Origin of the sequence: Paenibacillus sp. RC21, from assembly GCF_044907935.1 — a bacterium.
Classification (GTDB): domain Bacteria; phylum Bacillota; class Bacilli; order Paenibacillales; family Paenibacillaceae; genus Paenibacillus; species Paenibacillus terrae_A.
Window position 1 is genome coordinate 903,396 of sequence record NZ_JBIYCS010000002.1, and the last position, 23,520, is coordinate 926,915.

22 protein-coding genes are annotated in these 23,520 nt (G+C 44.0%); 2 read left to right on the plus strand and 20 right to left on the minus strand.

Annotated features, from left to right (window positions below):
* Positions 1-56: 56 nt before the first annotated feature.
* From ABIA61_RS09385 to ABIA61_RS09400, 4 genes are all read right to left on the minus strand, one after another.
* Positions 57-1,241 carry an MFS transporter gene (locus ABIA61_RS09385; protein ID WP_404580623.1) on the minus strand — a complete coding sequence of 395 codons (1,185 nt, stop codon included), beginning with the start codon at positions 1,239-1,241 and terminating at the stop codon, positions 57-59.
* A gap of 102 nt (positions 1,242-1,343) precedes the next feature.
* Entirely contained in the window at positions 1,344-1,649 is a 306-nt protein-coding gene (locus ABIA61_RS09390; protein WP_404580624.1) for a helix-turn-helix domain-containing protein, read from the minus strand.
* Positions 1,630-1,986 carry a hypothetical protein gene (locus tag ABIA61_RS09395; protein ID WP_404580625.1) on the minus strand — a complete coding sequence of 119 codons (357 nt, stop codon included), beginning with the start codon at positions 1,984-1,986 and terminating at the stop codon, positions 1,630-1,632. Before ABIA61_RS09395 ends, ABIA61_RS09390 begins: the two co-directional genes overlap by 20 nt.
* 246 nt (positions 1,987-2,232) lie before the next feature.
* Positions 2,233-2,784, minus strand: a complete 552-nt coding sequence (locus tag ABIA61_RS09400) for a TetR/AcrR family transcriptional regulator C-terminal domain-containing protein (RefSeq protein ID WP_404521178.1) — start codon at positions 2,782-2,784, stop codon at positions 2,233-2,235.
* Between the two features lie 156 nt (positions 2,785-2,940).
* Here ABIA61_RS09400 and ABIA61_RS09405 point away from each other — a divergent pair, with 156 nt between their 5' ends.
* Positions 2,941-3,783 carry an SDR family oxidoreductase gene (locus ABIA61_RS09405; RefSeq protein ID WP_404580626.1) on the plus strand — a complete coding sequence of 281 codons (843 nt, stop codon included), beginning with the start codon at positions 2,941-2,943 and terminating at the stop codon, positions 3,781-3,783.
* Between the two features lie 4 nt (positions 3,784-3,787).
* Positions 3,788-4,282, plus strand: coding sequence for a nuclear transport factor 2 family protein (locus ABIA61_RS09410; protein WP_283652721.1), 495 nt, complete (start codon positions 3,788-3,790; stop codon positions 4,280-4,282).
* Between the two features lie 88 nt (positions 4,283-4,370).
* On the opposite strand, the gene ABIA61_RS09415 is transcribed toward ABIA61_RS09410, so the two are convergent.
* From ABIA61_RS09415 to ABIA61_RS09490, 16 genes are all read right to left on the minus strand, one after another.
* Positions 4,371-5,207 (minus strand): methyl-accepting chemotaxis protein, encoded by an 837-nt coding sequence (locus ABIA61_RS09415; protein WP_283652722.1) that lies wholly within the window; start codon positions 5,205-5,207, stop codon positions 4,371-4,373.
* Between the two features lie 327 nt (positions 5,208-5,534).
* Positions 5,535-6,992 (minus strand): glycoside hydrolase family 1 protein, encoded by a 1,458-nt coding sequence (locus ABIA61_RS09420; protein ID WP_404521175.1) that lies wholly within the window; start codon positions 6,990-6,992, stop codon positions 5,535-5,537.
* Between the two features lie 92 nt (positions 6,993-7,084).
* A complete protein-coding gene (locus tag ABIA61_RS09425) occupies positions 7,085-8,998 on the minus strand; it encodes a beta-glucoside-specific PTS transporter subunit IIABC (protein WP_404521173.1) in 1,914 nt (637 codons plus the stop codon).
* 204 nt (positions 8,999-9,202) lie between these two features.
* Positions 9,203-10,036 (minus strand): BglG family transcription antiterminator LicT, encoded by an 834-nt coding sequence (gene licT, locus ABIA61_RS09430; protein WP_404521171.1) that lies wholly within the window; start codon positions 10,034-10,036, stop codon positions 9,203-9,205.
* A 589-nt stretch (positions 10,037-10,625) separates the two neighbouring features.
* A complete protein-coding gene (gene moaA, locus ABIA61_RS09435) occupies positions 10,626-11,642 on the minus strand; it encodes a GTP 3',8-cyclase MoaA (protein ID WP_404521170.1) in 1,017 nt (338 codons plus the stop codon).
* Positions 11,643-11,679: 37 nt separating this feature from the next.
* Entirely contained in the window at positions 11,680-11,913 is a 234-nt protein-coding gene (locus tag ABIA61_RS09440) for a MoaD/ThiS family protein (protein WP_404521168.1), read from the minus strand.
* Positions 11,906-12,349, minus strand: a complete 444-nt coding sequence (locus tag ABIA61_RS09445) for a molybdenum cofactor biosynthesis protein MoaE (protein WP_404580627.1) — start codon at positions 12,347-12,349, stop codon at positions 11,906-11,908. Before ABIA61_RS09445 ends, ABIA61_RS09440 begins: the two co-directional genes overlap by 8 nt.
* 85 nt (positions 12,350-12,434) lie before the next feature.
* Positions 12,435-13,454: a ThiF family adenylyltransferase gene (locus ABIA61_RS09450; RefSeq protein WP_404580628.1), complete on the minus strand. Its 1,020-nt coding sequence runs from the start codon at positions 13,452-13,454 to the stop codon at positions 12,435-12,437.
* Positions 13,447-14,601, minus strand: coding sequence for a nitrate/nitrite transporter (locus ABIA61_RS09455; protein ID WP_404580629.1), 1,155 nt, complete (start codon positions 14,599-14,601; stop codon positions 13,447-13,449). The genes ABIA61_RS09450 and ABIA61_RS09455 overlap by 8 nt, the downstream gene beginning before the upstream one ends.
* A gap of 205 nt (positions 14,602-14,806) precedes the next feature.
* Complete coding sequence (locus tag ABIA61_RS09460) at positions 14,807-15,454, minus strand: response regulator transcription factor (protein ID WP_404580652.1); 648 nt, start codon at positions 15,452-15,454, stop codon at positions 14,807-14,809.
* Between the two features lie 7 nt (positions 15,455-15,461).
* A complete protein-coding gene (locus ABIA61_RS09465; RefSeq protein WP_404580630.1) occupies positions 15,462-16,526 on the minus strand; it encodes an ATP-binding protein in 1,065 nt (354 codons plus the stop codon).
* 1 nt (position 16,527) lies between these two features.
* Entirely contained in the window at positions 16,528-16,980 is a 453-nt protein-coding gene (locus ABIA61_RS09470; protein WP_044647999.1) for a GAF domain-containing protein, read from the minus strand.
* A gap of 45 nt (positions 16,981-17,025) precedes the next feature.
* Complete coding sequence (gene narI / locus ABIA61_RS09475) at positions 17,026-17,709, minus strand: respiratory nitrate reductase subunit gamma (protein WP_404580653.1); 684 nt, start codon at positions 17,707-17,709, stop codon at positions 17,026-17,028.
* Positions 17,709-18,275, minus strand: coding sequence for a nitrate reductase molybdenum cofactor assembly chaperone (narJ, locus tag ABIA61_RS09480; RefSeq protein WP_404521157.1), 567 nt, complete (start codon positions 18,273-18,275; stop codon positions 17,709-17,711). The genes narI and narJ overlap by 1 nt, the downstream gene beginning before the upstream one ends.
* Positions 18,268-19,851, minus strand: a complete 1,584-nt coding sequence (gene narH, locus ABIA61_RS09485; protein WP_404521155.1) for a nitrate reductase subunit beta — start codon at positions 19,849-19,851, stop codon at positions 18,268-18,270. Before narH ends, narJ begins: the two co-directional genes overlap by 8 nt.
* The gene (locus ABIA61_RS09490; protein ID WP_404580631.1) at positions 19,841-23,515 is read right to left on the minus strand and encodes a nitrate reductase subunit alpha; all 3,675 of its coding nucleotides are present in this window, start codon (positions 23,513-23,515) and stop codon (positions 19,841-19,843) included. Before ABIA61_RS09490 ends, narH begins: the two co-directional genes overlap by 11 nt.
* Positions 23,516-23,520: the final 5 nt, after the last annotated feature.

Here is a 23,520-nt window from a genome sequence, read left to right on the forward strand (position 1 = left end):
ACAGAGCAAGCGAAATAGGCTTCCCGCTGTTTGCCTACGGGAAACCTATTTGCTGATCACATGATCTGATCACTTTTTCCTTTTCTTACCCCCAACAGAATGACGGCCATAACAGCTACCAGAACCGCTATAAACGCAAAGGGAATATATTTGTCCACCCGATACAGAGTCGTCGTCAAAATAGGAGCAATGATCGCAGAAATGCCCTGAACAGCAGCCACTAAACCAGCGGCTCCCCCTTGCTGTTCTTTACTGACAGACAGAGAAGCACCAGCCATAAAGCCGGGCATTAGCAAGCCCGTACCTATACCAAACATAAAGAACGCTGCATAGTAAACGATCAAGCTGGTTGACACCAGAAATAATCCCATTCCCGTAATCAGGAACAGAGAACCAAGCAAAATCATCGGCTTAGGCTGCCATTTAAGCCATTTCATCTGAACGATCTGTACAATCAACATGGCTGCCCCGGAAAACATGAGCCCAAAGGAAACGACTCTTGCTGTTTCTTCGGATGAAAGGCCTAATTGATCTTGCAAATAAAATCCGCCTATAACCTGGATGGTCACAATACTAATCATCGTAACCAAACCTGCAAACAAATACATCCGTAGTCCAGACTGAAATGGGTTAATCCGAGCCGGCTTTTGCTGAATAACGGGTTTGGCAGCGGGAATCGCCAGCAGAGCCACTACAAATGCAACAGCGGCAATCACGATCCCAAAATATAAGGGCCATAACAGCCCTATTAAAGTAAAGGCACCTGCAATAGCGGGCCCAAATACCAGTCCAAGCCCATTGGCTGCGCTAATGATAGCCATCCCAGTACCTCGATCTTCTCCCTCCGTCACATCTCCCATATAGGCTTGGGAAGATGACAATACCGCCGGGATAAACCCGCCTATCAAACCGCGTGTAACAATCAGCAGGACTAATAACAGCCACCCGCTGAGCCATCCATTTAACCCGCCAAAAAGAGTAAGCGTAAATAGCAAGCAACTTACACACATCCCTATGAACCCAATCAGGATTACAGGTTTGCGTCCTTTTGCATCACTCAGATTTCCCCATACTGGAGCCATTAGGACCATGGTAATGGAACCCAGCGAAATGATTAACCCGGAATGACTTTCTCTTAATCCTAATTCACGAATGAGGGGCGGCATAATTGGAGCAATAAGCATGAGCCCTAGCATAGCCACAAATACACTAAAAAAGATGCTCCCTTTTATTCTATTCATCCTCGTACACTCCTCTGTTATAGATTCTCTCTATGCAGAAGTATACGAGTGATAGCAAAACCCTGCTGCCTATATACGGATTATTCTACGGTTAAACGGATTTTAGTTTAAAAATACTTTCTTTATGGATGATGGCTTCACTCCGTATTCGCGGAAAAATTGCTCTGAAAATGCACTCACATTACTGTATCCTACAGCCATCGCTGCTTCTGTCACATTGCTTTCTTGAGTTCGTAGCAGCTTCATCGCATAGTCCAGACAAATGTGACGCAAATATTCAAATACAGTAGTTCCAAAACAAGCCTTGAACCCCTTTTTTAATTTAAAATCGTTTAGGCCAACTTTCTTGGATAATGTGATCAGTGAGGGAGGATCAATCATGCTGGATTCAAGGATTTGCCGGGCCATATGCAGCTCCCTTAAGAATTTGATTAAATTCAATGGCTACCTGCTGACGAGCTACCAACTGTGAGGTCGCATAGTTAAACAACGAAACAGGGATGCCGAGTGCAAATGATGTATATTGCTCATTAAATGGAGGATGAAACCAGGCTTTGACATCCTGCAGAAAAATAAGTGCCCCTTGCCCCTTCGGGAGTGTATAATCCAGACCAGCCACATCCACATGACGTTGACCTGAAAGCGCAAACTGTAGTTCAATCATTTGTCCACTGGAAGAAAACTGGGTCGGATATGGCTCATAGTAATGAAGAAGAGTATTGTTTTCAAGACCTTCCTGTTGCATAACACTTGCGCATTAGGCCGTCCGAGCAATTCACTACGGTCATAAAGTAGCATATCCAAAAAAGTTTGATTCACCGATTAAATGAGGCCTGAGTCCGAGATCGAAAAATATCCACAGGGAGCTTTATCTAATTGAATATCCATTTCATGACTGCCTTTCTTTCTTCTTTTATCCTTTCTCTATACTAACTCACATCCAAGTAAAATGAAGACTGGAGAGTCAGATTTATAACTTTTAGTCAGGTTATCAATCTAAATAAAAATGCTTTTTTATAGGCAAGGGCATCGCTGAGAATATTAGTTCACCCAATTCTTCCGGAGATTCCTTCATGCCATTCTCAAGCCAGTCTTTCGTCACATTCACTCCCCCATATGCGTTGAATCTGATAGCGAAAAGGATGTCTGGAGGCAACGAAGTACTATTGGTTTTCTTAAGTATATATTTGGTGTGGCATTCAACAGTATAGTCAAAAATATTATTATAAAAAGACAAATGAGTATCATCGTCAAAAGCTTTTTTAAAATAGATATAATCCTCTTTAATAAACTCTACAATTCTCCCGGCAACACGTCCCCAAGACTCTTTCTCTATATATTGTTCAATAATTTTATCTGCCTTATCACTATAAATCCATGAAATTAAATCATATTTACTTGAAAAATGATAATAGAACATCTGCCTGCTGACCTGGCAATTATCAGTAATATCCGTTACGGTGATCGACTGGATCGGATGTTTTTTGGCTAAGTCTATCAAGGATTCAGCAAGAAGTTCCTTAGGAGTTGTTTTTCGAATCATGTTAGGCCCTCGCAAGATGTTTTATTTTATATTGTACACTATTGAGCATCTGTCTAAATTTTTAACACTCTCAAAAATCAGTCTATTATTATTTAATTACCTATATTTTATACTAATTATGTGAATATAATCACGAATAATTAAGGAGGCGTTCCGATGAGCAGTAACTTGACAGATTTGGGCTACAACGGAAAAGTAGTAGTCATTACAGGATGTGCAACTGGAATCGGTAAAGCAACGGCACAAAAATTAATTGGACTGGGCGCACAGGTTTACGCGCTGGATATCAAGGAACCTCAGTTTAAAGTAAAACAATACATCCCTATCGATATGGGAAGTAAAATATCAATTGAACAAGCAGTAGGCGCATTACCTGATACAGTCGATTTCGTTTTTAACTGTGCGGGCATTGCTGGAACCTCTTATGCTGGAAAAACATTTACCCCTAAACAAGTCATGAATATTAATTTTGTTGGAGTCAAGCATTTTGTTGAGCTAATTAAAGAAAAATTAAATCCACATTCCGCCATTGCTATTGTAGCTTCTGTAGCTGCTTTTGCTTGGGAAGCAAAAAAGGAAATTTTGCTGCCGCTTATTTCTTGTAAGACCTATGAAGAAGCACAAAACTGGCTGGATAGCCATTTGTCTGATGAAAAGGTAATGGCACAGAAAACGGAAGAAAACGGAGTTTACTTTTTATCAAAAGAGGCACTCGTGGCCTGGGTGAAATATGTGGCAATGGCTTATTCAGAGCAGCATATTAGAATAAATACAATATCTCCAGGTGCAACAAACACAGCCATGACTGAAGATTTTAATATCATATTTAAAAAAGTGATATCTGAAGATTTTACCTCCGTCGCAGGAATTGCTACTCCCGAGGATCAAGCAAATGCGTTATTATTAATAAATAGTAGCTTATCCAGCTATATTAGCGGGCAAGATATACAAGTAGATTTTGCTGGAGCCACTCAATATCTTTTTCATAAAGGAGAATGACAAAATGAATCCAAAAAAAATTAAAAATGTAACTATTAATGCTTCATTCAGCAGCGAAAATGAAGTTGCTAAAAAGAATATGGATGTCATTATCGACTTTTTTTCTTTATACCTAGGGGACACGGACAAATTTTATTCTCTGTGGGTTGAAGATAATCCGGTTGTCATTACCCCATTTACGACTGATGATGTGGCTGTTTTGCACGATTCTGTTCAAGAAGGCTGGGATGCCGTAAAAGGTTTCTTTAATCCCATTTTTAATGATATGAAAGGGACATTCGAATGGACAATTGATGAGTTTATGGTCGGAGAAAATCCTAACACGATTGTGACAAAAACACGCAGCCACATTGATATCACAGCGAATGGAGCATGGGGAGAAGACAAAAAAATAAAATACAACGGAATCTATGTACAGATCTTTAAATTTGAAAACAATAAAATTAAATCTTTCGAAGAGTATTATGATACTGCACTGTTAAACAAACATTACTCATAATGACTGACTATTAGAAAAAAGTCTCGGCCTGTGATCTACACTTCCATTACGGAATGCACATTTCACAGACCGAGACTTTTTTCATGCTTTATTCTGCGTCAACATCATCCGTTATTTTTTCTACTAACCCTCTCAAGCCGTGGTTGGTTACATTTAATTGATCAATAACATTCATAAATTCCGTTACAAGCTTGGCTTGCTCTTGGGAGGAAACTGCAATCTGCGTGATCTCTTGTTCCATGTTATAAACCGATTGTCTGACAGCTTGCAAGGACTGTTCAATTCGTCCAGTTGCTTCCTTTGTGCCCGTAGACATTTTGCGGATTTCTGTAGCGACAACGCCAAAACCCGCTCCTGCCTCACCCACCCGGGCTGCTTCAATTGCTGCATTTAATCCAAGCAAGTTTGTCTGCTCTGAAATTTCCTTAATGTAGCCGGCCACTTCAGTCACGTTACCGGAATCTTCAACCGCCTGTTTCGTATTGCTCAAGATTTCTTCGGCTGTCGCACTAAGCTCCTCCGAATGGGCCGCCACATGCTGAATCCCTTCAACTAGCTTGCTGGTAACCTCCTCAGCTTGAGTCATCAACTTCTTCAATTGATCTTGATTATCCATACTATAGGTAATACACATTACAGCCGCAATTTCATTCTGTTCATTCTTAATCGGATGAAAATATGAATCAGCAGCGATTCCAAAAACTTCAGCAGCATAACGCTCTCTGGTCTTTTCACCACCCACTAACATTTTGAAGTTTCTGTGGACGTCAGGAAGAGGGTCGCCTGCTTTGAAGTCATACACTAAACTTTTACCTGATTGAAAGAACAGAAACTTTTCTCCATCCATTACAGAAATTGAAACATCTTGTCGTGCAGCTTCTTTGATAAACGGCATAGCGGCCAAAACAGCTTCTACTTGATTCATAATATGTATCCACTTCCTTTTATTTTGATATATGCCCTATCTTATATTTCGACATTTTCATCCAATGTGTTTAGTCAATTTAAAAATACAATTCATTTTCTTCATACGTATACCATGTTCATTTTCTTTTAGGTAGTTTCATGTAAGTTATCACTGCCGAGAATTTTCGCATGTTTTCTGTTACTACTGGAAAAAGATTGTTTTCGTTTCATAATAAATTCAAACAGCGCGTACCGATTGAACATTGGCACGCGCTGGCTGTATATATTTTTTAAGACCCGTTTTTGGGTTCTCTCCACTCGCAAATCAGGCATTAGGATTTAAGATTTAATCCAACTGCTCTCCATTCGTTTCTATCACGTTCTTGTACCAATAGAAACTCTTCTTTCTGGATCTGGCAAGTGTACCGTTGCCTTCATTATCCTTATCAACGTAAATGAAGCCATAACGCTTTTTCATTTCACCGGTTCCTGCACTTACCAGATCAATACATCCCCACGGAGTATAGCCTATCAAGTCTACCCCATCAGCAATCGCTTCTTTCATTTGCTCAATGTGTTGTTTCAGATAGTCAATTCGATAATCATCGCTAATTGAACCGTCTTCTTCCACTGTATCTACGGCACCGAGACCATTTTCAACAACCATTAATGGGATTTCATATCGGTTATAAATGTTATTGAGGGACCATCTTAATCCCTGTGGATCGATCTGCCAGTCCCAAGCACTTGCTTTCAAATGAGGATTCTTTAATCCCATGGATAAATTCCCTCCCACCTTCTCCTGGTTGGGATCGGCACTGACACAAGTAGATGAATAATAACTGAAGGTATAGAAATCCACACAGCCTTCTTTAAGGATATTCTCATCATTTTCTTGCATGGCGATATCAATATTATTTTCTTTAAAATATCGCTTGGCAAATCCGGGATAGGCTCCTCTTACTTGAACATCTGAACACAGGAAGTTGCTCAAGTTATCCTTTTGTTGGGCCAGCAGTAAATCATCAGGATGACATGTAAGTGGATACGAACACATATAAGCAATCATACAGCCGATTTTAAAGTCCTTGTTGATTGCATGACCCAGCTTTACTGCCTTTGCGCTGGCAATAAATTGATGGTGCAAAGCTTGATACAGAACCTGCTCATCCTTCACTGTAGCATGGGCAAGCTCTCCATTCCCCTCCGGCATCATAGCTCCAGCCATGAACGCGCCAAAAGACAAGGTTAAGATATTGATTTCATTAAAGGTTAACCAGTATTTCACGACATCTTTGTATCTGTTAAAAAGCACTTCACAATATCTCACATAAAAATCGACGACTCTGCGATCTGACCAGCCATTATATTTTTGAGTTAGATTAAACGGCGCTTCGTAATGTGAGATCGTAACCAAAGGCTCGATATTATACTTTTTCAATTCTGCAAATACACGATCATAGAACTGTAAGCCTTGCTCATTCGGCTCTGTATCATCTCCGTTAGGAAATATTCTTGACCAGGCAATGGACATTCTAAAGACCTTGAAACCCATTTCTGCAAATAAACGGATATCCTCTTTATAGTGATGGAAGAAATCAATAGCCTCGTGACTTGGATAGTTCATTCCTTCTTCCAATACAGGTGTAATTCTTCGGGAAGTCGTATGTGTCCCAGCTGTAATTACATCGGCGGTGCTCAATCCCTTACCGTCTTCGTTATATCCACCTTCAAATTGGTTAGCAGCCGTAGCCCCTCCCCATAAAAATCCTTGCGGAAACTCCAAATTAGTTGTGTTTTTCATTGTTTAATTCCTCCTCAACATTTTATCTGCTTAGGCTCCCTCCAATGGCTTCGTACAAAAACCGCGTCGGAAGCCTAAGCTCATTATCAGAATTAGACTACAACCGTCAATAAATCCTCTTGATACTCAATCGACTTCTTCTCTGTTTCAATTACATCCAGGTAATTCGCAGTATTGGCAACGATTACAGGTGTGGTCAGAACATAGCCAGCCTCTTTGATCGCTTCCATATCAAACTCCATGAGCAGCTGACCTTTTTTAACAGCATCCCCCTGTTTTACTTTAGGATAAAAGTGTTTGCCTTTTAATTTGACCGTATCCTTGCCTACATGGATAAGGACTTCAACACCGTGATCACTGGTAATTCCGATCGCATGCCCTGACGAAAATAATGATGTTAATACGCCATCTACAGGTGAAACGACCTTACCTTCCGAAGGTTCAATGGCAATCCCTTTTCCCAGTGCACCTGTCGAAAAGGCTTCGTCCGTGACTTCAGATAAAGGTTTCACTTCACCTTTTAACGGACTCATCACAGTCTCTTGTTTGACTAAAATTTCTCCTTTAGCTGCTCCTGTTGTGCTGTCTTCCTTGTTCGCTTCTTTCACTTCATCATCTTTAAATCCGCTAAAGAACATAAGCAGGAAGCCTAATACAAAGCTTACCAGGATACCAATAACAGCTCCATAAAATCCGCTGTCTATTCCTGCCGGACTGATATAGCTCGGAATGGCGAAAATACCCAATCCGCCAATGATGTACCCTTTAGTTCCCATCATTCCTATAATACCGCCACCTACTGCAGCCGCTATACAACTTAAAATAAATGGCTTCTTACGTGGTAATGTAATCCCGTAAATAGCTGGTTCTGTAACACCAAAAATCCCCGAGATGACAGCTGGAATGGAAAGTGATCTTAGCTTTACATTTTTTGTTTTAAGCAGAATCGCCAGCACAACACCCGTCTGAGCAAAGGAAGCTCCAAGCGTCGCAGCAAGGATCGGATCGAATTTAAGCACTGCTAAGTTGTTCATAGCGATAGGAACAAGTCCCCAGTGTAATCCAAAAATAACAAATACTTGCCAGAAAGCGCCCATGATTATACCTTCAATAATCGGACTTAAGTTATACACAAAGAGGGTTCCTGCTCCCAGCAGCTGACCAGCCCAAGTTGAGAGAGGTCCAATTGCGATCAGTGCTAATGGAACAATAACTAACAAGGTGAAAAACGGAACCAAAAATGTTCTCACTACGCTAGGGATAACCTTTTTAAAGAAGTTTTCTATTTTTGAGCCTACATAGGTGGATATGATAATCGGAAGAACGGTTGACGCATAGCTCATCAGAATGACCGGAATGCCCAGAAATGTTAAATATACCGGAGATTCAAATATGGTTCCGCCAAATAAAGTGTATAGCGGTTTGCCCGAGGCTGTTATCGTGCTAAATGTCGGATAAACAAGAGATGCCCCTATGGCCATACCTATAAAAATGTTGGCATTGAACTTTTTGGCCGACGTATACCCCAGGAAAATAGGAAAGAAGTAGAACAAACAATCACCTAAAGCATTGAGAATTTGATAGGTACCTGATGTTGTGGTAAGCAAGCCCAAAGCTACAAATAAGGCAGTGAAGCCCTTAATCATACCCGTGGCACTCAGGACACCAAGCGTTGGTGTAAATACACCTGAAATCGTATCAATGAATCTATTGAACAAACTCACTTTTTCGTCTGATACCTCTTCTGAAGACGCTTCCGAGAAACCGCCTAAAGCAATAACGTCAGCGTAAACCTCCGGTACATGGTTACCTATAACAACCTGGTATTGTCCGCCACTTTTTACTACTGTAACAACACCATCCATATTTTTCAAAACCTCTGTATTAGCCTTGCTTTCATCTTTTAGTTTGAAACGCAAACGTGTAACACAATGAGTTAGACTATTCACATTTCCCTTGCCGCCGACATTTTTGATAATGTCTTTTGCTAATGTCTCATACTTCATCGTAACTTCCCCTTTATTTGTATTTGGCATTTTGCATCCATCTCGAGAGCGTTTCAGCAATGGTATAGACTGCCTATATATTGTGTCTTCGAGGGAATTGAACTATTCAAAATAATGGTATTTATAAAAAAAGGCGAAACCAAATAGATCAAATTCGATCTAGGTTGGTTTCGCCTGCTTTACCAGTAACAATCCAAGAGTTATTCAATTTTGTCTTTGGGTCAAACGCTGAATATGAATCGTTATATACAGCTTTTCCTCATCTGACATTACCGTGTTCAAGTATTTTTCGATCTTCAGCATACAGCCGTAAGCCTTTTTATACTTGGCTTTCACTTGCCTCCACAAAAAATCGTCTTCCAGTTCTGTTTTTTCCTTTTTATTTAATCGCTGAAAGAAGAATCTTAAATGTGTAATAAAACGTTCATAACTGATTGAGTGTTCATCTATGGTGTTGTTATAAGAGTATTTAATAATATTTAAGATATCCTGTATTTTTTGAGTTTGCTGAGCAACATCCGCTACCTTATTGTAGGAGCTGTTTACTTGAGCATTTATTAAATGAAGGGCTATATTGCCTGCTTCATCTTCTGACAAGCATTTGCCTGTTTCGTCTTCAATGAACTCCAGTGCTTTTAATCCAACCCCAAATTCTTTGGGATAAAATTTTTTAATTTCCCAGATTAACGGATTTGCATTTTTAAGCCCTACATCAAACATTTTAAGTGCATTGTTCATGTGGTCTGTAAGCGAAACATATATATAATCGCTCAATTGTGCCTCTAATATGCTTTTTCCATATTCAATGATGTCATAGCATAACGAAACATATTCTGAAGGAACATCCTCTAGCAATAATTTAAATTTCTCTGAGGCATCCTTCTGTTTAAGCACAAAGACCTTTTCAATTAAATGCTCTTCTACTTGTTCTCCCGCACTCTTTTTGAACGCAATACCTCGACCCATAACAACAAATTCATCCCTTTTTGAATCTTTGGCTATTATGGCGTTATTATTAAATATTTTCGCTATGATCATCTAACTGCCCCCTTATCCCACAAAAATTTAAAAAAGGATTTAGTTGCTGGGCGAAATTTCAGATAGGTCACAAGACGGTAATAGCCGATCAAACCTTCGTCATAAATCAAATTAAAATGTATTTGATTTACAACTTCGTGTTATGAAAACGCATTCATATCAAGAGACAAAAGCCTTACGTTTTCCCTGAATGATCTTGAGTGCTCTCAAACCGATCTGATATTCCGTTTTGCAAATGGATATAGTCGGTTAACCACGTCCTATGACATCATTTTTCGGATGTCGATTCGTTGGTTGACGTCATCATCTTTGTTGTTCAGCACTTGTAAGGCTTTATATCACTCACCTTTCTGCGTTATGGCTGGGCCAGATATTCATATCGTGCAGGATATCACAAATCTTGTATTTCTAAAAGAAAAGGCAAAACCCAACACATGGAAATATTAATTCCATGCCTCGGGTTTTGCCTTTTCAGTAACAATCCCAACATCATAATAACACTTAATTTAAGCTTTGCCAACAAAAATGTTTGCGCTTTCTTTTTTGGGGCAGTCACGACAAATACAGCACTTTTTTCTGGTATAAAATGTTAACCGCCAATGTAGGACATGCTAATCTTTTTTCTGTTTTTTGCTGTCTGTTCAGTACGTTCATCGGAATACCGATCTGTGCGTTGTTCCCATACTGAAGTAATCACAGCAAGCAGCTCTTCGTCATTTGTCCCGTTACGAAGCATCTGACGTAGATCCAATCCGCCTGAAGCAAACAAGCACGTATAAAACTTGCCATCAGACGATAAGCGGGCACGTGTGCAGGACGAGCAAAATGATTCAGAAACCGAAGTAATAAAGCCAACCTGCGCGTCGCTGTCTCTATAACGATAACGCTTTGCCACTTCTCCAAAGTAATCCCGATCCATCGGCTCCAGCTCGTACACATTCTTAAGTCGTTCAACGATTTCTTTTTTGGTTAGTACCTTTTTGAAGCTCCACCCGTTGTCATTACCTACATCCATAAACTCGATAAAGCGAAGGGTTATTCCCTGCTCCTTAAAATAAGCGGTCATCGGCAAAATTTCGGAATCATTTAGATCTTTTTGAACTACCATATTGACCTTGATTTCAAAGCCGACTTCTCTTGCATATTCGATCTGCTTCAAAATAACATCAGGCTTAATCCCCCGCCCATTCAACCGCCCAAACAGCTCAGGGTCCAGAGCGTCCAGACTGACGTTAAGCCGTCGTAGCCCCGCGTCATAGAGGGGCTTAGCCTGCTGTCCTAGCAGCAAACCATTGGTGGTCAAGCCGACATCCTCCACTCCGTCAATGGACAGGATTTGGGAGACCAGGTCAGGTAGATTCCTGCGCATTAATGGTTCGCCGCCTGTGAGTCGGATTTTTTTTACTCCTAGGCACACAAAGAGCTTCGCCAGTCGGTGAATCTCTTCAAACGACAGACATTCACTTTTGGGAAGAAAGGCAAAATCGTCGCCGAAGATTTCTTTGGGCATGCAATAGGAACAGCGGAAATTGCAGCGGTCCGTAACAGATATACGTAAATCACGAATTGGCCGCCGCAATGGGTCCTTCAGCGGATACGAATTCATACGTTCCCTCCTTTTCTAGTGTTTTGGAGCGTTATCATCAGCCACCGCTGACTGGGGGAATGAAGGCTGCAACGTCTCCATCCTGTAATACATCCGTAGACAACGCATACTCCTCGTTTATCGCAATTCGTACAGACTTGATCGGCATATCTGGATATTGATCTGTTATCCAATTGGATAAATCACCCACAGTTTGGCCCGCCAAGTCTGCCAATTCTTCTGTTTTCCCCGTCACCTCACGGAGTCCCGCAAAATAGTACAGCTTAATCATGACTGATCTCCCCCGGCTTTTTCTTTTGATATCCGACCCACTGCATTCCATCTTCCCAAATCTCTCGTTTCCAAATTGGAACTATTTCTTTGATTCGTTCGATCGCGTATTCATTCGCCTCATATGCATCTGAGCGGTGTGCTGAAGAAACGGCGATGACAACGGCGATATCACCGATTTGAAGCTCGCCAACCCGGTGCGCAATTGCCACTCTTGTCCCTTCCCATTTCTGTTCGATTTCGTGGCCAATCTCCGCGAGTTTTTTTTGGGCCATGGGTACATAGGCCTCATAAGCGAGGTATAAGGTCCGTACGCCTTGAGTCCATTCTCGGACGTGCCCTGTAAACACAGTCACCGCTCCCGCTTCCGGCCTTAGGACATAATCCGCATAAGCCTGCGGGAGAATGGGCTCCGTTACGATTTCAAATACACTCATCTTTTCCACCTTCCAGCCACCGGACAAGCCACTCTCCGGTGACAGACTCTTATAAATATTTCTGCTTTTTGTATCTACATCTCATTTAACCGAACAGCTGATGATATAGTTTTTGACCGTTGGCAACACTTCGTACACCGTGTATGAGAAGCCTTCCGTTTTTGAATAAAATCATTCGATGCTTAAAAGCATAAAATTCAACGAAATAAGGAGTTCTTTTTACACTATCTGCTATAAGCCTGCCCATTTTCTCTGCATCATCGAGCGTGATCGGACGATGGGGGTCTGGAAGAACCTGTACCACATCCCGTCCGCACAGCGCAGCATACGCCGAGCGACATGATGCCGTCAGTGCAGGAAACGTAGGATATTCTCCACAGGTTGGACAATCTTGGTTACGGATGCGGGAAATCCCTATGTCCATCTGCGTGTTCTCCCATAGATCAAATAGATGAACCTTGCGGCGCATCTTATCATGTCTGCCGCTCAGCCACTTCATGGCTTCTGCACATTGGAGGGCGGCTGTCACCTGGACTGCAGGCGAGATGATTCCAGCCGTATCGCAGGTCTGATTGATCGCAGGCAGCGATGGCAGAAGGCAGCGTAAACAAGCTGACTCGCCCGGCACGAATGGAAAAACAACGCCTGTGCTTCCAACACAGGCTCCATAAATCCATGGAATTCCTGTCTTCAGTGCAGCATCGTTGATAAGCAGACGAGTTTCGAAATTGTCCGTAGCATCCATCAGCAATATACTTTTGCTGGCAAGTTCTTGAACAAGCTCGGCATCCAAATTATCGAGATATGTGTGCAACCGTACGTCTTCTCGTATGGCTTTCAGCCTTTTTTCGGCTGCCATAACCTTGGGCTGCATTTCCGCGGCGTCCTGCTCCGTGAACAGTTGCTGGCGTTGCAGATTCGACATCTCTACATAATCCCTGTCAACAAGATGAAGCTCCCCAACGCCCGCTCTTACCAGTGTTTCGGCAATGGCGGAACCCAGTGCCCCGCAACCGATAATGGTGACGACAGCAACGGATAGATTACGCTGCCCTTCGCCACCAATGGGTCTAAATAAGATTTGTCTGGAATAACGCTCATTCATTAGATTGTGTCCCTTGATAATACAGCCATATGACGAGGATCAGGCTAGCCAGCGCCACTTGGGAAAGTAGCATGAATCCAATGGAATAATGGCCAGTAACGGCATGAATCGTCGACAACAAGATCGGAGGGAAAAAGCCACCGAGACCGCCCATCATGGATACAATTCCGTTAACTATACCTGCTTGTTTATTAAAATAAAATGGAACTAGCTTGAAAATGACGCCGTTCCCCACTCCAGCACATACAGCGATCGCCAAGCAGCCTACTGTATAAAGGGTGATCCCTGGTGAAAAAGCCAAAAGAATCGCAGCGACCGTATAAACAGAGAACGTACCTACCAGCAGGAACAGGGGCTGAAACCGATCCGCCAGCCAGCCACCGATGGGGCGGAAGAAAGTGGCAATCGCAATGAAGCCTGCTGTACGCATCCCTGCATCCACTTTAGTCAGCTCAAAATTCGATACCAGGAAATTCGGCAAGTACACCGTGAACGCTACAAATGAGCCAAATGTAATAAAATAAAAGAGCGAGAAAAACCAAAGCTTCTCATTTTTGTAAACGCCTTTAATCTGCTCCATAATTGGCGTCTTTACTTTAGCTTCATGACGATCCCCTAAGAAGAAATTCAAAACGATAAAAACAAGCAGCACAATGAGATATAGCTTCACTGTAGGGGCCCAGCCAATTTGGGTAGCCACAATAGGGGCCGAGAAGGTAGTGATGGCTGTTCCCAAATTTCCTATACCATACATCCCATTTACAAACCCATGCTTTTCCTTTGGGTAATACTTCGGCAGCGAAGTCACCCCAACCGAGAACACAGCTCCTCCAATCCCAAGGAACAAGCCACCGATAATTAAATCCATCATCGTAGAAGCTTCACTGATATAGTAGACGGGAAACAAAAGCAAAATAAAGCTAACGAGAAAAACGATTCTTGCTCCGAAGATGTTGGCATAATAACCAAGCGGAATGCGCAGAATCGAACCAAGTACGACCGGAATCGCCGTGATCATAGCCAATTTTCCGGGTGGAATCACAATATCCTCCGTAATGAACGGCATAAGAGAAGAAATGATAACCCATACCATGAATCCAAGAATCAAGTTCAATGTTTGTAACGGCAACTGCATTTTTCTAATCATTTAACTCACCTTTTCAACGTTTTTTCTGTCGAATTATTGATTTGAATTTTCTGTCCCCATTGTAGCCGCTAGCCGATCTTATCGAATATAGGGGACTCCCCTTTCCCTAACGGGGGAGTCCCTGAAAATAAAAAAAGACGCCTCTATTAAGAAGCGACTTGGTTTGTTCAAGAGATTTTTTCTTTAAAATGTTCTTCTTCATCACCTAAAAGTCCAGCATTTTTTTCTTTAATGCATATTGGACCAGTTCAGGCCGGCTTCTTAAATTCAATTTCTCCATGATTTTCGCTTTGTTCGCTTCCACCGTCTTGACAGAGATGAACAGCTTTTCTGCAACTTCCTTGTTACCGTAACCCTTTGCGACCAGAGGCAGAATCTCCAGTTCCCGCTTGGACAGGATCTCATACGGATCTTCTGATTGTGACGTCGTATCTTTTTTGATGAACTCACGAACGAGAGAAGTAGCCATTTTAGGATGGATATAGATCCCGCCCCCATGAATGGTTCGTATAGCAAGCAATAGCTCCTCATCTGGAGCATTTTTCAAAACATAGCCTGAAGCACCATTCTTCAAAATATGAAATAGATATTCTTCATCGTCATGCATGGTCAGAATCAGAATTTTAGTATCAGGGTGGTCCTCTTTAATCTTGCCTGTGGCGATCAATCCACTTTCGCCTGGGGGCATGCTGAGGTCCATGATTAGAATATCCGGACGATATTTAGCTACCATCGTATACGCTTCAATGCCATCTGCAGCCGTTCCGACAACCTCCATATCCGATTGGAAGTTCAAAATCATGGAAAATCCGCTTCGTACAATAGCATGGTCATCCGCTAACACAATTTTGATCAAGTCTCTATTCCTCCTCTTGGCCAATCGGAATTTGTAAAAAGACTTTGGTTCCCTGACCAACATTTGAAAGGACGCCAAAACTTCCGCCTACCAGCTCTGCTCGCTCCTGCATACCATATAAACCTAATCCCGTTCCAATAGGATTGCTCCCCTTTTCAAAGCCAATTCCATCGTCCTCTACAGTCAAACGAAGCATATGATCGTGCTCAGTCAAAGAAACTTTAACCATGTCTACTTGGGCATACTTCAAGGCATTGAGAACAGCCTCTTGGCAGACACGGTAAATGACCGTTTCCTTTTCACTTCCATATCGCTTTTGGGGAAGATCCGACACAAATTCAACTACCAGACCAAAGCTTTGTTCAACCCTCTTAAAGTGAGAACGAAATGCCGCTTCAAGTCCAAAATCATCAAGTGTGGCGGGGCGTAGTTCCACAGACAGGTTGCGGATATCATCCAGCAACCGCGTCATGGATGCTTCGGTCTGCTTCATATTTTTTAGGAGCTGTTCATCATTCGTCATGTATTTTAACACCCGTAGTTCAACAACCGCGCTCATCAATTCCTGGGCGACGCTGTCGTGCAGTTCCCTGGAAAGCCGTTTACGCTCATTTTCCTGCGCTTCAATGACATGCTTCATCATTTTGTTTTCATACAATTTTTCCTGCGTCTGAAATTGCGGGGTCAAATCTCTCAACATCAACACCCGTGTTCCATGTTCAGAATCAATCGTGTGAAAAGAAGCTGCATAGGGAACCATTCCGTTGCTCTTTGTTTCCAGATACACCTGAAAAGAAGCGAAATCCTTGGATTCTGGCATATTGAAATAACAGTTAAGGCAGGTACGGGGCTCCGTTTCGCTTGTATAGCCCCTGCATGTTCCACATAAAGCTCTGTTCTTCCCTTCATAGAGTTGAATGAGGACGTCATCGCCCACAATCTCTTCAGCTGCCGGGTTCATGGCTAGGGTATTCCCTTGCCTATCAAAAAAGAAAATGGCTTCCGTACTGTTCTCAAACAACTTCACCATTAGCGCACTCAAAGAGCCAGTCCCTACAGACAATGTCAATTCACATCACTTCCTTCCCGTTCAACTCTCCAATTCCCCTATGCGCCAAGGCTTCCAAATCACGCATCATGGCTTCGGTCATCAGCTGTTCTTCCCGAAATCCACCAAGCAGTACGCCCGCGACGCGAGCATCATTCCATAGGGGAACAGCCCCGAGACTCTTGAGTTTCTCGGATTGAACGATCGGATAGTTAAACAGGTTGTCTGCCCCCACATATTGATAAACAGATGGAATGAAAACGGATTTCCCGGTTTTAAACACGATTCCTGCTATGCCCTTACCGGATTGCAGCACAATCCGCTTAAAGCGATCATTTAAATTACCGGCTGCATTTTTCCATTTAATTACGTATTGATATTCGGCCGGTTCAACCAGAGCAAGCGCCATGAAATCATAACCGAAATGTTCGCGTATTCGCTCAAGCTCCCTTTGATAATCCATCCTATTATTCATCACTCTCTCCTAATAAAATTAGGAAAGAAGGCAGAGCCCGCTTTCCTAATTCGATTTATGTCTTCTGTAAAGGATATAACTTCTGCGCACATAATTCAACGGAACACTCCACACATGCACAAGCCGGGTAAAGGGCCAAAATGCAAAAATGGCAAAGCCCATAAGTACATGAAGCTTGAAAGATATCGGTACGTCTCTCATGAGTGTTGGGTCGACACGGAATATGAACAAACCGCGGAACCAGATCGAGATGGTCTCCCGATAATCGAATTCCGGCTGTACCGCATTCGTTACAAGAGTCGCAAACAGCCCCATGCATACAATGGCCAAAAGCAATACGTTTACAATCAAATCAGACGCTGTACTTAAACGGCGCACATTGCGTATTGTAAAACGGCGAGATGTGAGGATCAACATACCGAGAAACGTTATGGCTCCAAATATTCCACCAATATAAACTGCTCCAATGTGATACAGATGATCGTTTACACCCAGTGCATGCATCCAGGTTTTTGGAATACCCAAACCGGACACGTGACCGAAAATAACCGGGATAATTCCCAGGTGGAATAAAAGGCTTCCGATCATCAATTGTTTCTTTTCAATAAATTCGCTCGATTTCGCTGTCCAATTGAACTGGTCAGTTCTGTAGCGGAAAATATGGCCTACAATAAAGATGACCACACACATATACGGGAAAATGACCCATAAAAACTGCTCTAGCATCATCATTGCGCGGCTGCCTCCTGTTCTACGCAAGCTTTAAGCGTTTCGCGCAGTCCCTTGACCAGATGAAAATACGGGCTTTTCATTTTTTCCAGCGCTATAAGCAAATGATAGGTGCCGTCTTCCAAAATCGCAACGGGCATGCGGAGGTTTTCTGTCGTCTTCGGATCTTGCACCCATTCGGCGGCATACAGAAATTCACACATGAGCGGTAAGTAATCCGGAAGCTCCCCATCCGACATTTCAAGGCCGTACATCTCATACAGAACCTTTAACTTGACTAGCATTTGTCCTCTTTCTTTTGCATCTTCAAACTTGAAGTAAGTCATATATAATGCGCAATTTTTTTGAAAATCGAAGGTTTCCGTATACATCTCCTGAATCTCTTCGATGCTGAACTCTTGCATAAGAGACCAATACATATTAGCGTGCGTATACGCAGGATGGTCCGGATCAAATGATGCTTCCAGAAAAGCCGGATGAAAATCCAGCTTTTCCGGGTACATGAGTTGTTGGGCGAAAAACCCGAATGAAGGCTTGCATTCATACAGCTTCGCTACATTAATCACGCCAAATACCCCCGTAGAAGTTTTCTTCAACCATTTCCTTGCCTGTTTTTGAAGGCTCTTCCATCCCCATTGAGCTTGCCAGGCTACAACCGCTACAGCCAGAGCCAGAGCCAGAGCCCATATTTCCCAGAGTGTCGCCATAACCGGCAGATCCTTGAGCCCGGTATGGATTGGCATACCCCTCTTTATGCGACGTCGGAATGACGAAACGGTCCTCATATTTGGCAATTGCCAGCAGTCGATACATCTGCTCGGCCTGCAGTGGTGTCATGCCGGTACGTTCAAGACGGCTTTCATCAAAAGATTGTCCTGTGGACTGGGCACGCATATAGGAGCGCATCATAGCCATCCGCTGCAAGGATTCCTTCACCGTCTGCGTATCACCCGCCGTCAGCATATTGGCAAGGTACTGAATGGGGGTACGCATTTCTTCGATAGCTGGAAAGACCATATCCGGATTCTCGATCGAGTCTTTCCCTTCAAAGTAATTCATGATTGGGCTAAGTGGCGGTACATACCAGACCATAGGCAGCGTGCGATATTCCGGATGAAGCGGGAATGCCAGCTTGTACTCAATGGCAAGCTTGTAGACCGGCGAGTTCTGCGCTGCCTCAATCCAGTCTTCCGAGATGCCGTCTTTTCTCGCCTGAGCAATCACCGCCGGATCACTTGGGTCCAGGAACAGGTCGCACTGTGCTTTATACAGTTCTTTCTCATCCTGCGTAGAAGCAGCCTCGTGAACTCGATCCGCGTCATACAGCAGAACGCCGAGGTAACGAATTCGTCCTGTACATGTCTCGGAACAGACTGTTGGCAACCCGGCTTCCACACGCGGGAAACAGAAGGTACATTTCTCCGCTTTGTTCGTCTGCCAGTTGAAGTACACTTTTTTGTATGGACAGCCTGTCATGCAATACCGCCAGCCGCGGCATGCTTCCTGATCCACAAGCACGATTCCATCCTCATCCCGTTTGTACATGGCGCCTGAAGGACAGGATGCGACACAACTCGGATTCAGACAGTGTTCGCAGAGCCGAGGGAGATACAGCATGAATGACTTCTCGAAATTGAATTTGATCTCTTCTTCAATTTTCTGAATATTCGGATCAAGTGGACCCGTCACATGGGTACCCGCCAAATCGTCCTCCCAGTTTGGGCCCCAATCCAGATTCATTTTTTTCCCCGTTACCGCAGAATGCGCGCGTGCTACCGGAGAATGCTTCTGCTCTTTGGCATTGGTCAAATGCTCATAATTGTAGGTCCAGGGCTCATAATAATCTTTCATTTCCGGCATGTCGGGATTGTAAAAAATTTTGCCAAGCGCTATCTTGGATAGCTTGCTCCCTGACTTCAGTTCGAGCTTCCCTTTGCGAAGCTGCCAGCCGCCCTTATATTGCTCCTGGTCTTCCCAACGCTTCGGATAACCGATGCCGGGTTTGGTTTCCACGTTGTTGAACCACATATATTCCGCGCCTTTGCGGTTTGTCCAAGTTGTTTTACATGTCACGCTGCACGTATGACAGCCAATACATTTATCCAGGTTCATGACCATGGCAATTTGAGCTTTAATTTTCAAGCCAGTTTACCTCCTTCATTTTACGTACCGCTACGTACACATCACGCTGGTTGCCGATCGGACCGTAATAGTTGAACCCGTAGCTAAGCTGAGCGTATCCGCCAACCATCTGGGTTGGTTTGAGATGAATTCTTGTTGGCGCATTATGGCTGCCCCCGCGCGTATCCGTGATTTCGGAGCCCGGCACTTGAATGTGTTTATCCTGAGCATGGTACATAAACATCGTTCCTCTTGGCATCCGGTGGCTGACAACGGCCCGGGCGGTTACAACGCCGTTACGGTTGTACACCTCTACCCAGTCATTGTCGGCAAGATCGTGGGCCGCTGCGTCTTCGTTATTGATCCATACCGTAGGACCTCCGCGGAACAGCGTAAGCATATGCTGGTTATCCTGGTAGGTGGAGTGAATATTCCATTTACCGTGCGGAGTCAGATAACGTAGGACAAGTGAATCTTGTCCGCCTTTTATTTCCCGATCACGCGTGCCGAACACCATCGGCGGCAGAGTAGGTTTATAGATTGGCAATGACTCCCCAAACTGCTGGAAAATTTCATGATCTATATAGAAGTGCTGTCTTCCTGTCAAAGTACGGAACGGAACGAGACGTTCAATATTCGTTGTAAATGGTGAATAGCGACGTCCTTTCTTGTTCGATCCAGTAAATACCGGTGTCGGTATAACCTCACGGGGCTGTACCGTGATACTTTGGAAAGTGATCTTTTCCGCTGCCCGGTCGGCCGAGATGTCTTTGAGTTCAACACCGTGAAGCTTTTCTGCCTGCTCATAAGCCTTTTGTGAGACCTGTCCATTGGTCGCGGATGAAAGGTGAAGAATAGTATTGGCCACTTGACGAGCTGTCTGTATTTTAGGCAAACCATCTTTAATGGAATCATCGTAATAAACTCCGTTCAACTTTTTCAATTCCTCATATTCGTCTGCTACGGAGAAGCTGACGCCATGCGCACCTGTTTTCCCAGTAGCCAAATTCGGACCGAGTGAGATAAATTTATCGTGAATCTTAGTATAATCGCGTTCGATGATGCTGAAATTCGGCATGGTTTTACCCGGAGTCGCTTCAATCTCGCCCTTCGTCCAATCCTTTACAAGACCCATCGGCTGTGAAATTTCGCCTATACTATCGTGTGAGAGCGGCGCGGTCACAAGGTCTTTATATATTCCTGGTAGGTACTCTTTTGCCATATCCGAAAAGACTTCGGAAAGCTGGCGGTAAATATCCCAGTCCGCGCGAGATTCCCACAGTGGATTAACAGCCGGATTAAACGGGTGCACGAAAGGATGCATGTCTGTTGACGACAAGTCTGTTTTTTCGTACCAGGTTGCCGCCGGAAGCACGATGTCCGCGTACAATGGAGTTGTTGTCATCCGAAAATCAAGTGCAACCATCAGATCAAGCTTTCCTTCTACATCTTCTCTCCAGACGATTTCCTCAGGTTTCTGTTCTTCGTTCGGCCGGGCAAGCAGGGCATCAGATGCTCCGAGTAAATGTTTCATGAAATACTCTTGTCCCTTCGCCGAACTTGAAATCAGATTTGATCGCCAAACAAAGAGTGAACGCGGGAAGTTCTCGGCTGCCCCAGGATCTTCTACAGCGAAGCGTGTCTTACGTGATTTAATCTCTTCCACAGAATGATTAATGATGTCCTCGTTGGACTTCTTGCCTAATTGCGCAGCCTCTTCGGCGAATAGCAGACTGTTTTTATTAAACTGTGGATAAGAAGGCAGCCAACCCAGACGCGCTGCGAGCACGTTGTAGTCTGCTGGATGTCTGTAACTGACATCCCCGCCAATCGGTGACTTCAAGGTGTCTGTTCCACTTTCTTCGTAACGCCACTGCTCTGTTGCAAAGTAGAAAAACGATGTAGCATTTTGCTGTCGAGCCGCCCCTTGCCAGTCTTTTGCAAAGGCAATCGATGACCAGCCTTCGATGGGACGGAGCTTTTCTTGACCAACATAATGCGCCCAGCCTCCACCGTTTACGCCTTGGGAAGCTGTCAACATGACCAGGTTCAAGATGGACCGATAGATCGTGTCACTATTGAACCAGTGATTGATCCCCGCACCCATAATAATCATGGAGCGCCCTTTGGTATCGATAGCATTTTGAGCAAATTCCCGAGCAATCTGCACCACAACAGATGCCTTCACTCCTGTGATCTTCTCCTGCCAGGCAGGGGTATAATGCGAAGCTGCATCGTAATAATCTTTGGCGTTATGAGGGCTGTCACTGCGCGCGACACCGTACTGGCTCATCATCAAATCGTACACGGTTGCTACGTAACGTTCCGAGCCATCTGCCAGGCGCACTTTTTTGGTCGGAATTACACGTTTGAACGTTCCATTACCGGCGTTATCAAAATAAGGGAATACGACTTCTTCCCATTGCTCGCCATGACCTTCCACAGTAAGGGCAGGCTCAACCTTCGTTCCGTCTTCTCGCTCCAGGATCAGGTTCCATTTCTTATCCTGTTCCCAGCGCTGTCCCATCGTACCGTTCGGGACCAGCATCTCCCCTGCCACTTCGTCATATATGACCGGTTTCCAGTCCGCATGCTGAGAAACATCCCCAAGGTCACTCGCCCGTAGAAAACGCCCACCTTTCCAGACTCCTTCGTGTGGATCAAGCAGAATCATGAACGGCATATCTGTATATTGTTTGGCATAGTTAATGAACATGGGTTCTTGGCGTTCTTTGTAGAACTCATCCAGAATGACATGCGTCATAGCCTGGGCCACGGCAGCATCTGTACCCGGATTCGGTGCGAGCCAATTGTCAGCGAACTTCACATTCTCCGCCAAGTCGGGAGCCACCGATACGACCTTTGTCCCCTTATAACGTACTTCCGTCATAAAATGCGCGTCCGGCGTCCGGGTAAGCGGTACGTTCGATCCCCACATGATCAGGTAACCCGCATTGTACCAGTCAGAAGATTCCGGCACGTCCGTCTGCTCACCCCAAATTTGAGGAGATGCAGGCGGAAGGTCTGCATACCAGTCGTAAAAACTCAACATCTGCCCACCGAGTAGCGAAATGAACCGGGCTCCCGAAGCGTAGCTTATCATTGACATCGCCGGGATTGGCGTAAAGCCCGCGATCCGGTCGGGACCGTACTTGCGGATGGTATAGATGAGCTGCGCCGAGATCAGACGCAGGACATCGTCCCAGCCGACACGGACATGCCCGCCTTTTCCGCGAGCCGATTTGTAGAGCTTGGCTTTCTCAGGGTCTTCTACGATGCTTGCCCATGCGTCTACTGGATTCGTATGCTCCTTAATGGCGGCTAACCAAAGCCGCAATAACTTACCGCGCATATAGGGGTATTTCACGCGTAATGGACTGTATTCATACCAGGAAAATGTAGCGCCACGCGGGCATCCACGCGGCTCAAATTCCGGCATGTCAACGCCGCAGGAAGGATAATCGATCTGCTGATTTTCCCAGGTAATGATGCCGTTTTTCACAAAAACCTTCCAACTACAGGAGCCGGTGCAGTTAACACCGTGCGTCGTCCGAACCACTTTGTCGTGAGACCAACGCTGACGGTACACGTTTTCCCATTCTCTATTTTTTTCCTCAAGGATTGACCAATTTCCCGAATAGCTTTCGATCGGTTTAAAAAAGTTGAGGTTGTATTTTTTTTTCATCGATG

What these genes read in the sequence shown, in the direction of transcription:
- ABIA61_RS09450 (WP_404580628.1), bottom strand. Translation starts at nt 13,454, where the DNA reads ATGAATGAGCGTTATTCCAGACAAATCTTATTTAGACCCATTGGTGGC.
- moaA (WP_404521170.1), bottom strand. Translation starts at nt 11,642, where the DNA reads ATGAATTCGTATCCGCTGAAGGACCCATTGCGGCGGCCAATTCGTGAT.
- narI (WP_404580653.1), bottom strand. Translation starts at nt 17,709, where the DNA reads ATGATGCTAGAGCAGTTTTTATGGGTCATTTTCCCGTATATGTGTGTG.
- ABIA61_RS09385 (WP_404580623.1), bottom strand. Translation starts at nt 1,241, where the DNA reads ATGAATAGAATAAAAGGGAGCATCTTTTTTAGTGTATTTGTGGCTATG.
- ABIA61_RS09420 (WP_404521175.1), bottom strand. Translation starts at nt 6,992, where the DNA reads ATGAAAAACACAACTAATTTGGAGTTTCCGCAAGGATTTTTATGGGGA.
- ABIA61_RS09440 (WP_404521168.1), bottom strand. Translation starts at nt 11,913, where the DNA reads ATGATTAAGCTGTACTATTTTGCGGGACTCCGTGAGGTGACGGGGAAA.
- ABIA61_RS09395 (WP_404580625.1), bottom strand. Translation starts at nt 1,986, where the DNA reads ATGCAACAGGAAGGTCTTGAAAACAATACTCTTCTTCATTACTATGAG.
- ABIA61_RS09415 (WP_283652722.1), bottom strand. Translation starts at nt 5,207, where the DNA reads ATGAATCAAGTAGAAGCTGTTTTGGCCGCTATGCCGTTTATCAAAGAA.
- ABIA61_RS09400 (WP_404521178.1), bottom strand. Translation starts at nt 2,784, where the DNA reads ATGATTCGAAAAACAACTCCTAAGGAACTTCTTGCTGAATCCTTGATA.
- ABIA61_RS09410 (WP_283652721.1), top strand. Translation starts at nt 3,788, where the DNA reads ATGAATCCAAAAAAAATTAAAAATGTAACTATTAATGCTTCATTCAGC.
- licT (WP_404521171.1), bottom strand. Translation starts at nt 10,036, where the DNA reads ATGATCATAGCGAAAATATTTAATAATAACGCCATAATAGCCAAAGAT.
- ABIA61_RS09490 (WP_404580631.1), bottom strand. Translation starts at nt 23,515, where the DNA reads ATGAAAAAAAAATACAACCTCAACTTTTTTAAACCGATCGAAAGCTAT.
- ABIA61_RS09445 (WP_404580627.1), bottom strand. Translation starts at nt 12,349, where the DNA reads ATGAGTGTATTTGAAATCGTAACGGAGCCCATTCTCCCGCAGGCTTAT.
- ABIA61_RS09470 (WP_044647999.1), bottom strand. Translation starts at nt 16,980, where the DNA reads ATGAATAATAGGATGGATTATCAAAGGGAGCTTGAGCGAATACGCGAA.
- ABIA61_RS09405 (WP_404580626.1), top strand. Translation starts at nt 2,941, where the DNA reads ATGAGCAGTAACTTGACAGATTTGGGCTACAACGGAAAAGTAGTAGTC.
- ABIA61_RS09425 (WP_404521173.1), bottom strand. Translation starts at nt 8,998, where the DNA reads ATGAAGTATGAGACATTAGCAAAAGACATTATCAAAAATGTCGGCGGC.
- ABIA61_RS09390 (WP_404580624.1), bottom strand. Translation starts at nt 1,649, where the DNA reads ATGGCCCGGCAAATCCTTGAATCCAGCATGATTGATCCTCCCTCACTG.
- ABIA61_RS09455 (WP_404580629.1), bottom strand. Translation starts at nt 14,601, where the DNA reads ATGATTAGAAAAATGCAGTTGCCGTTACAAACATTGAACTTGATTCTT.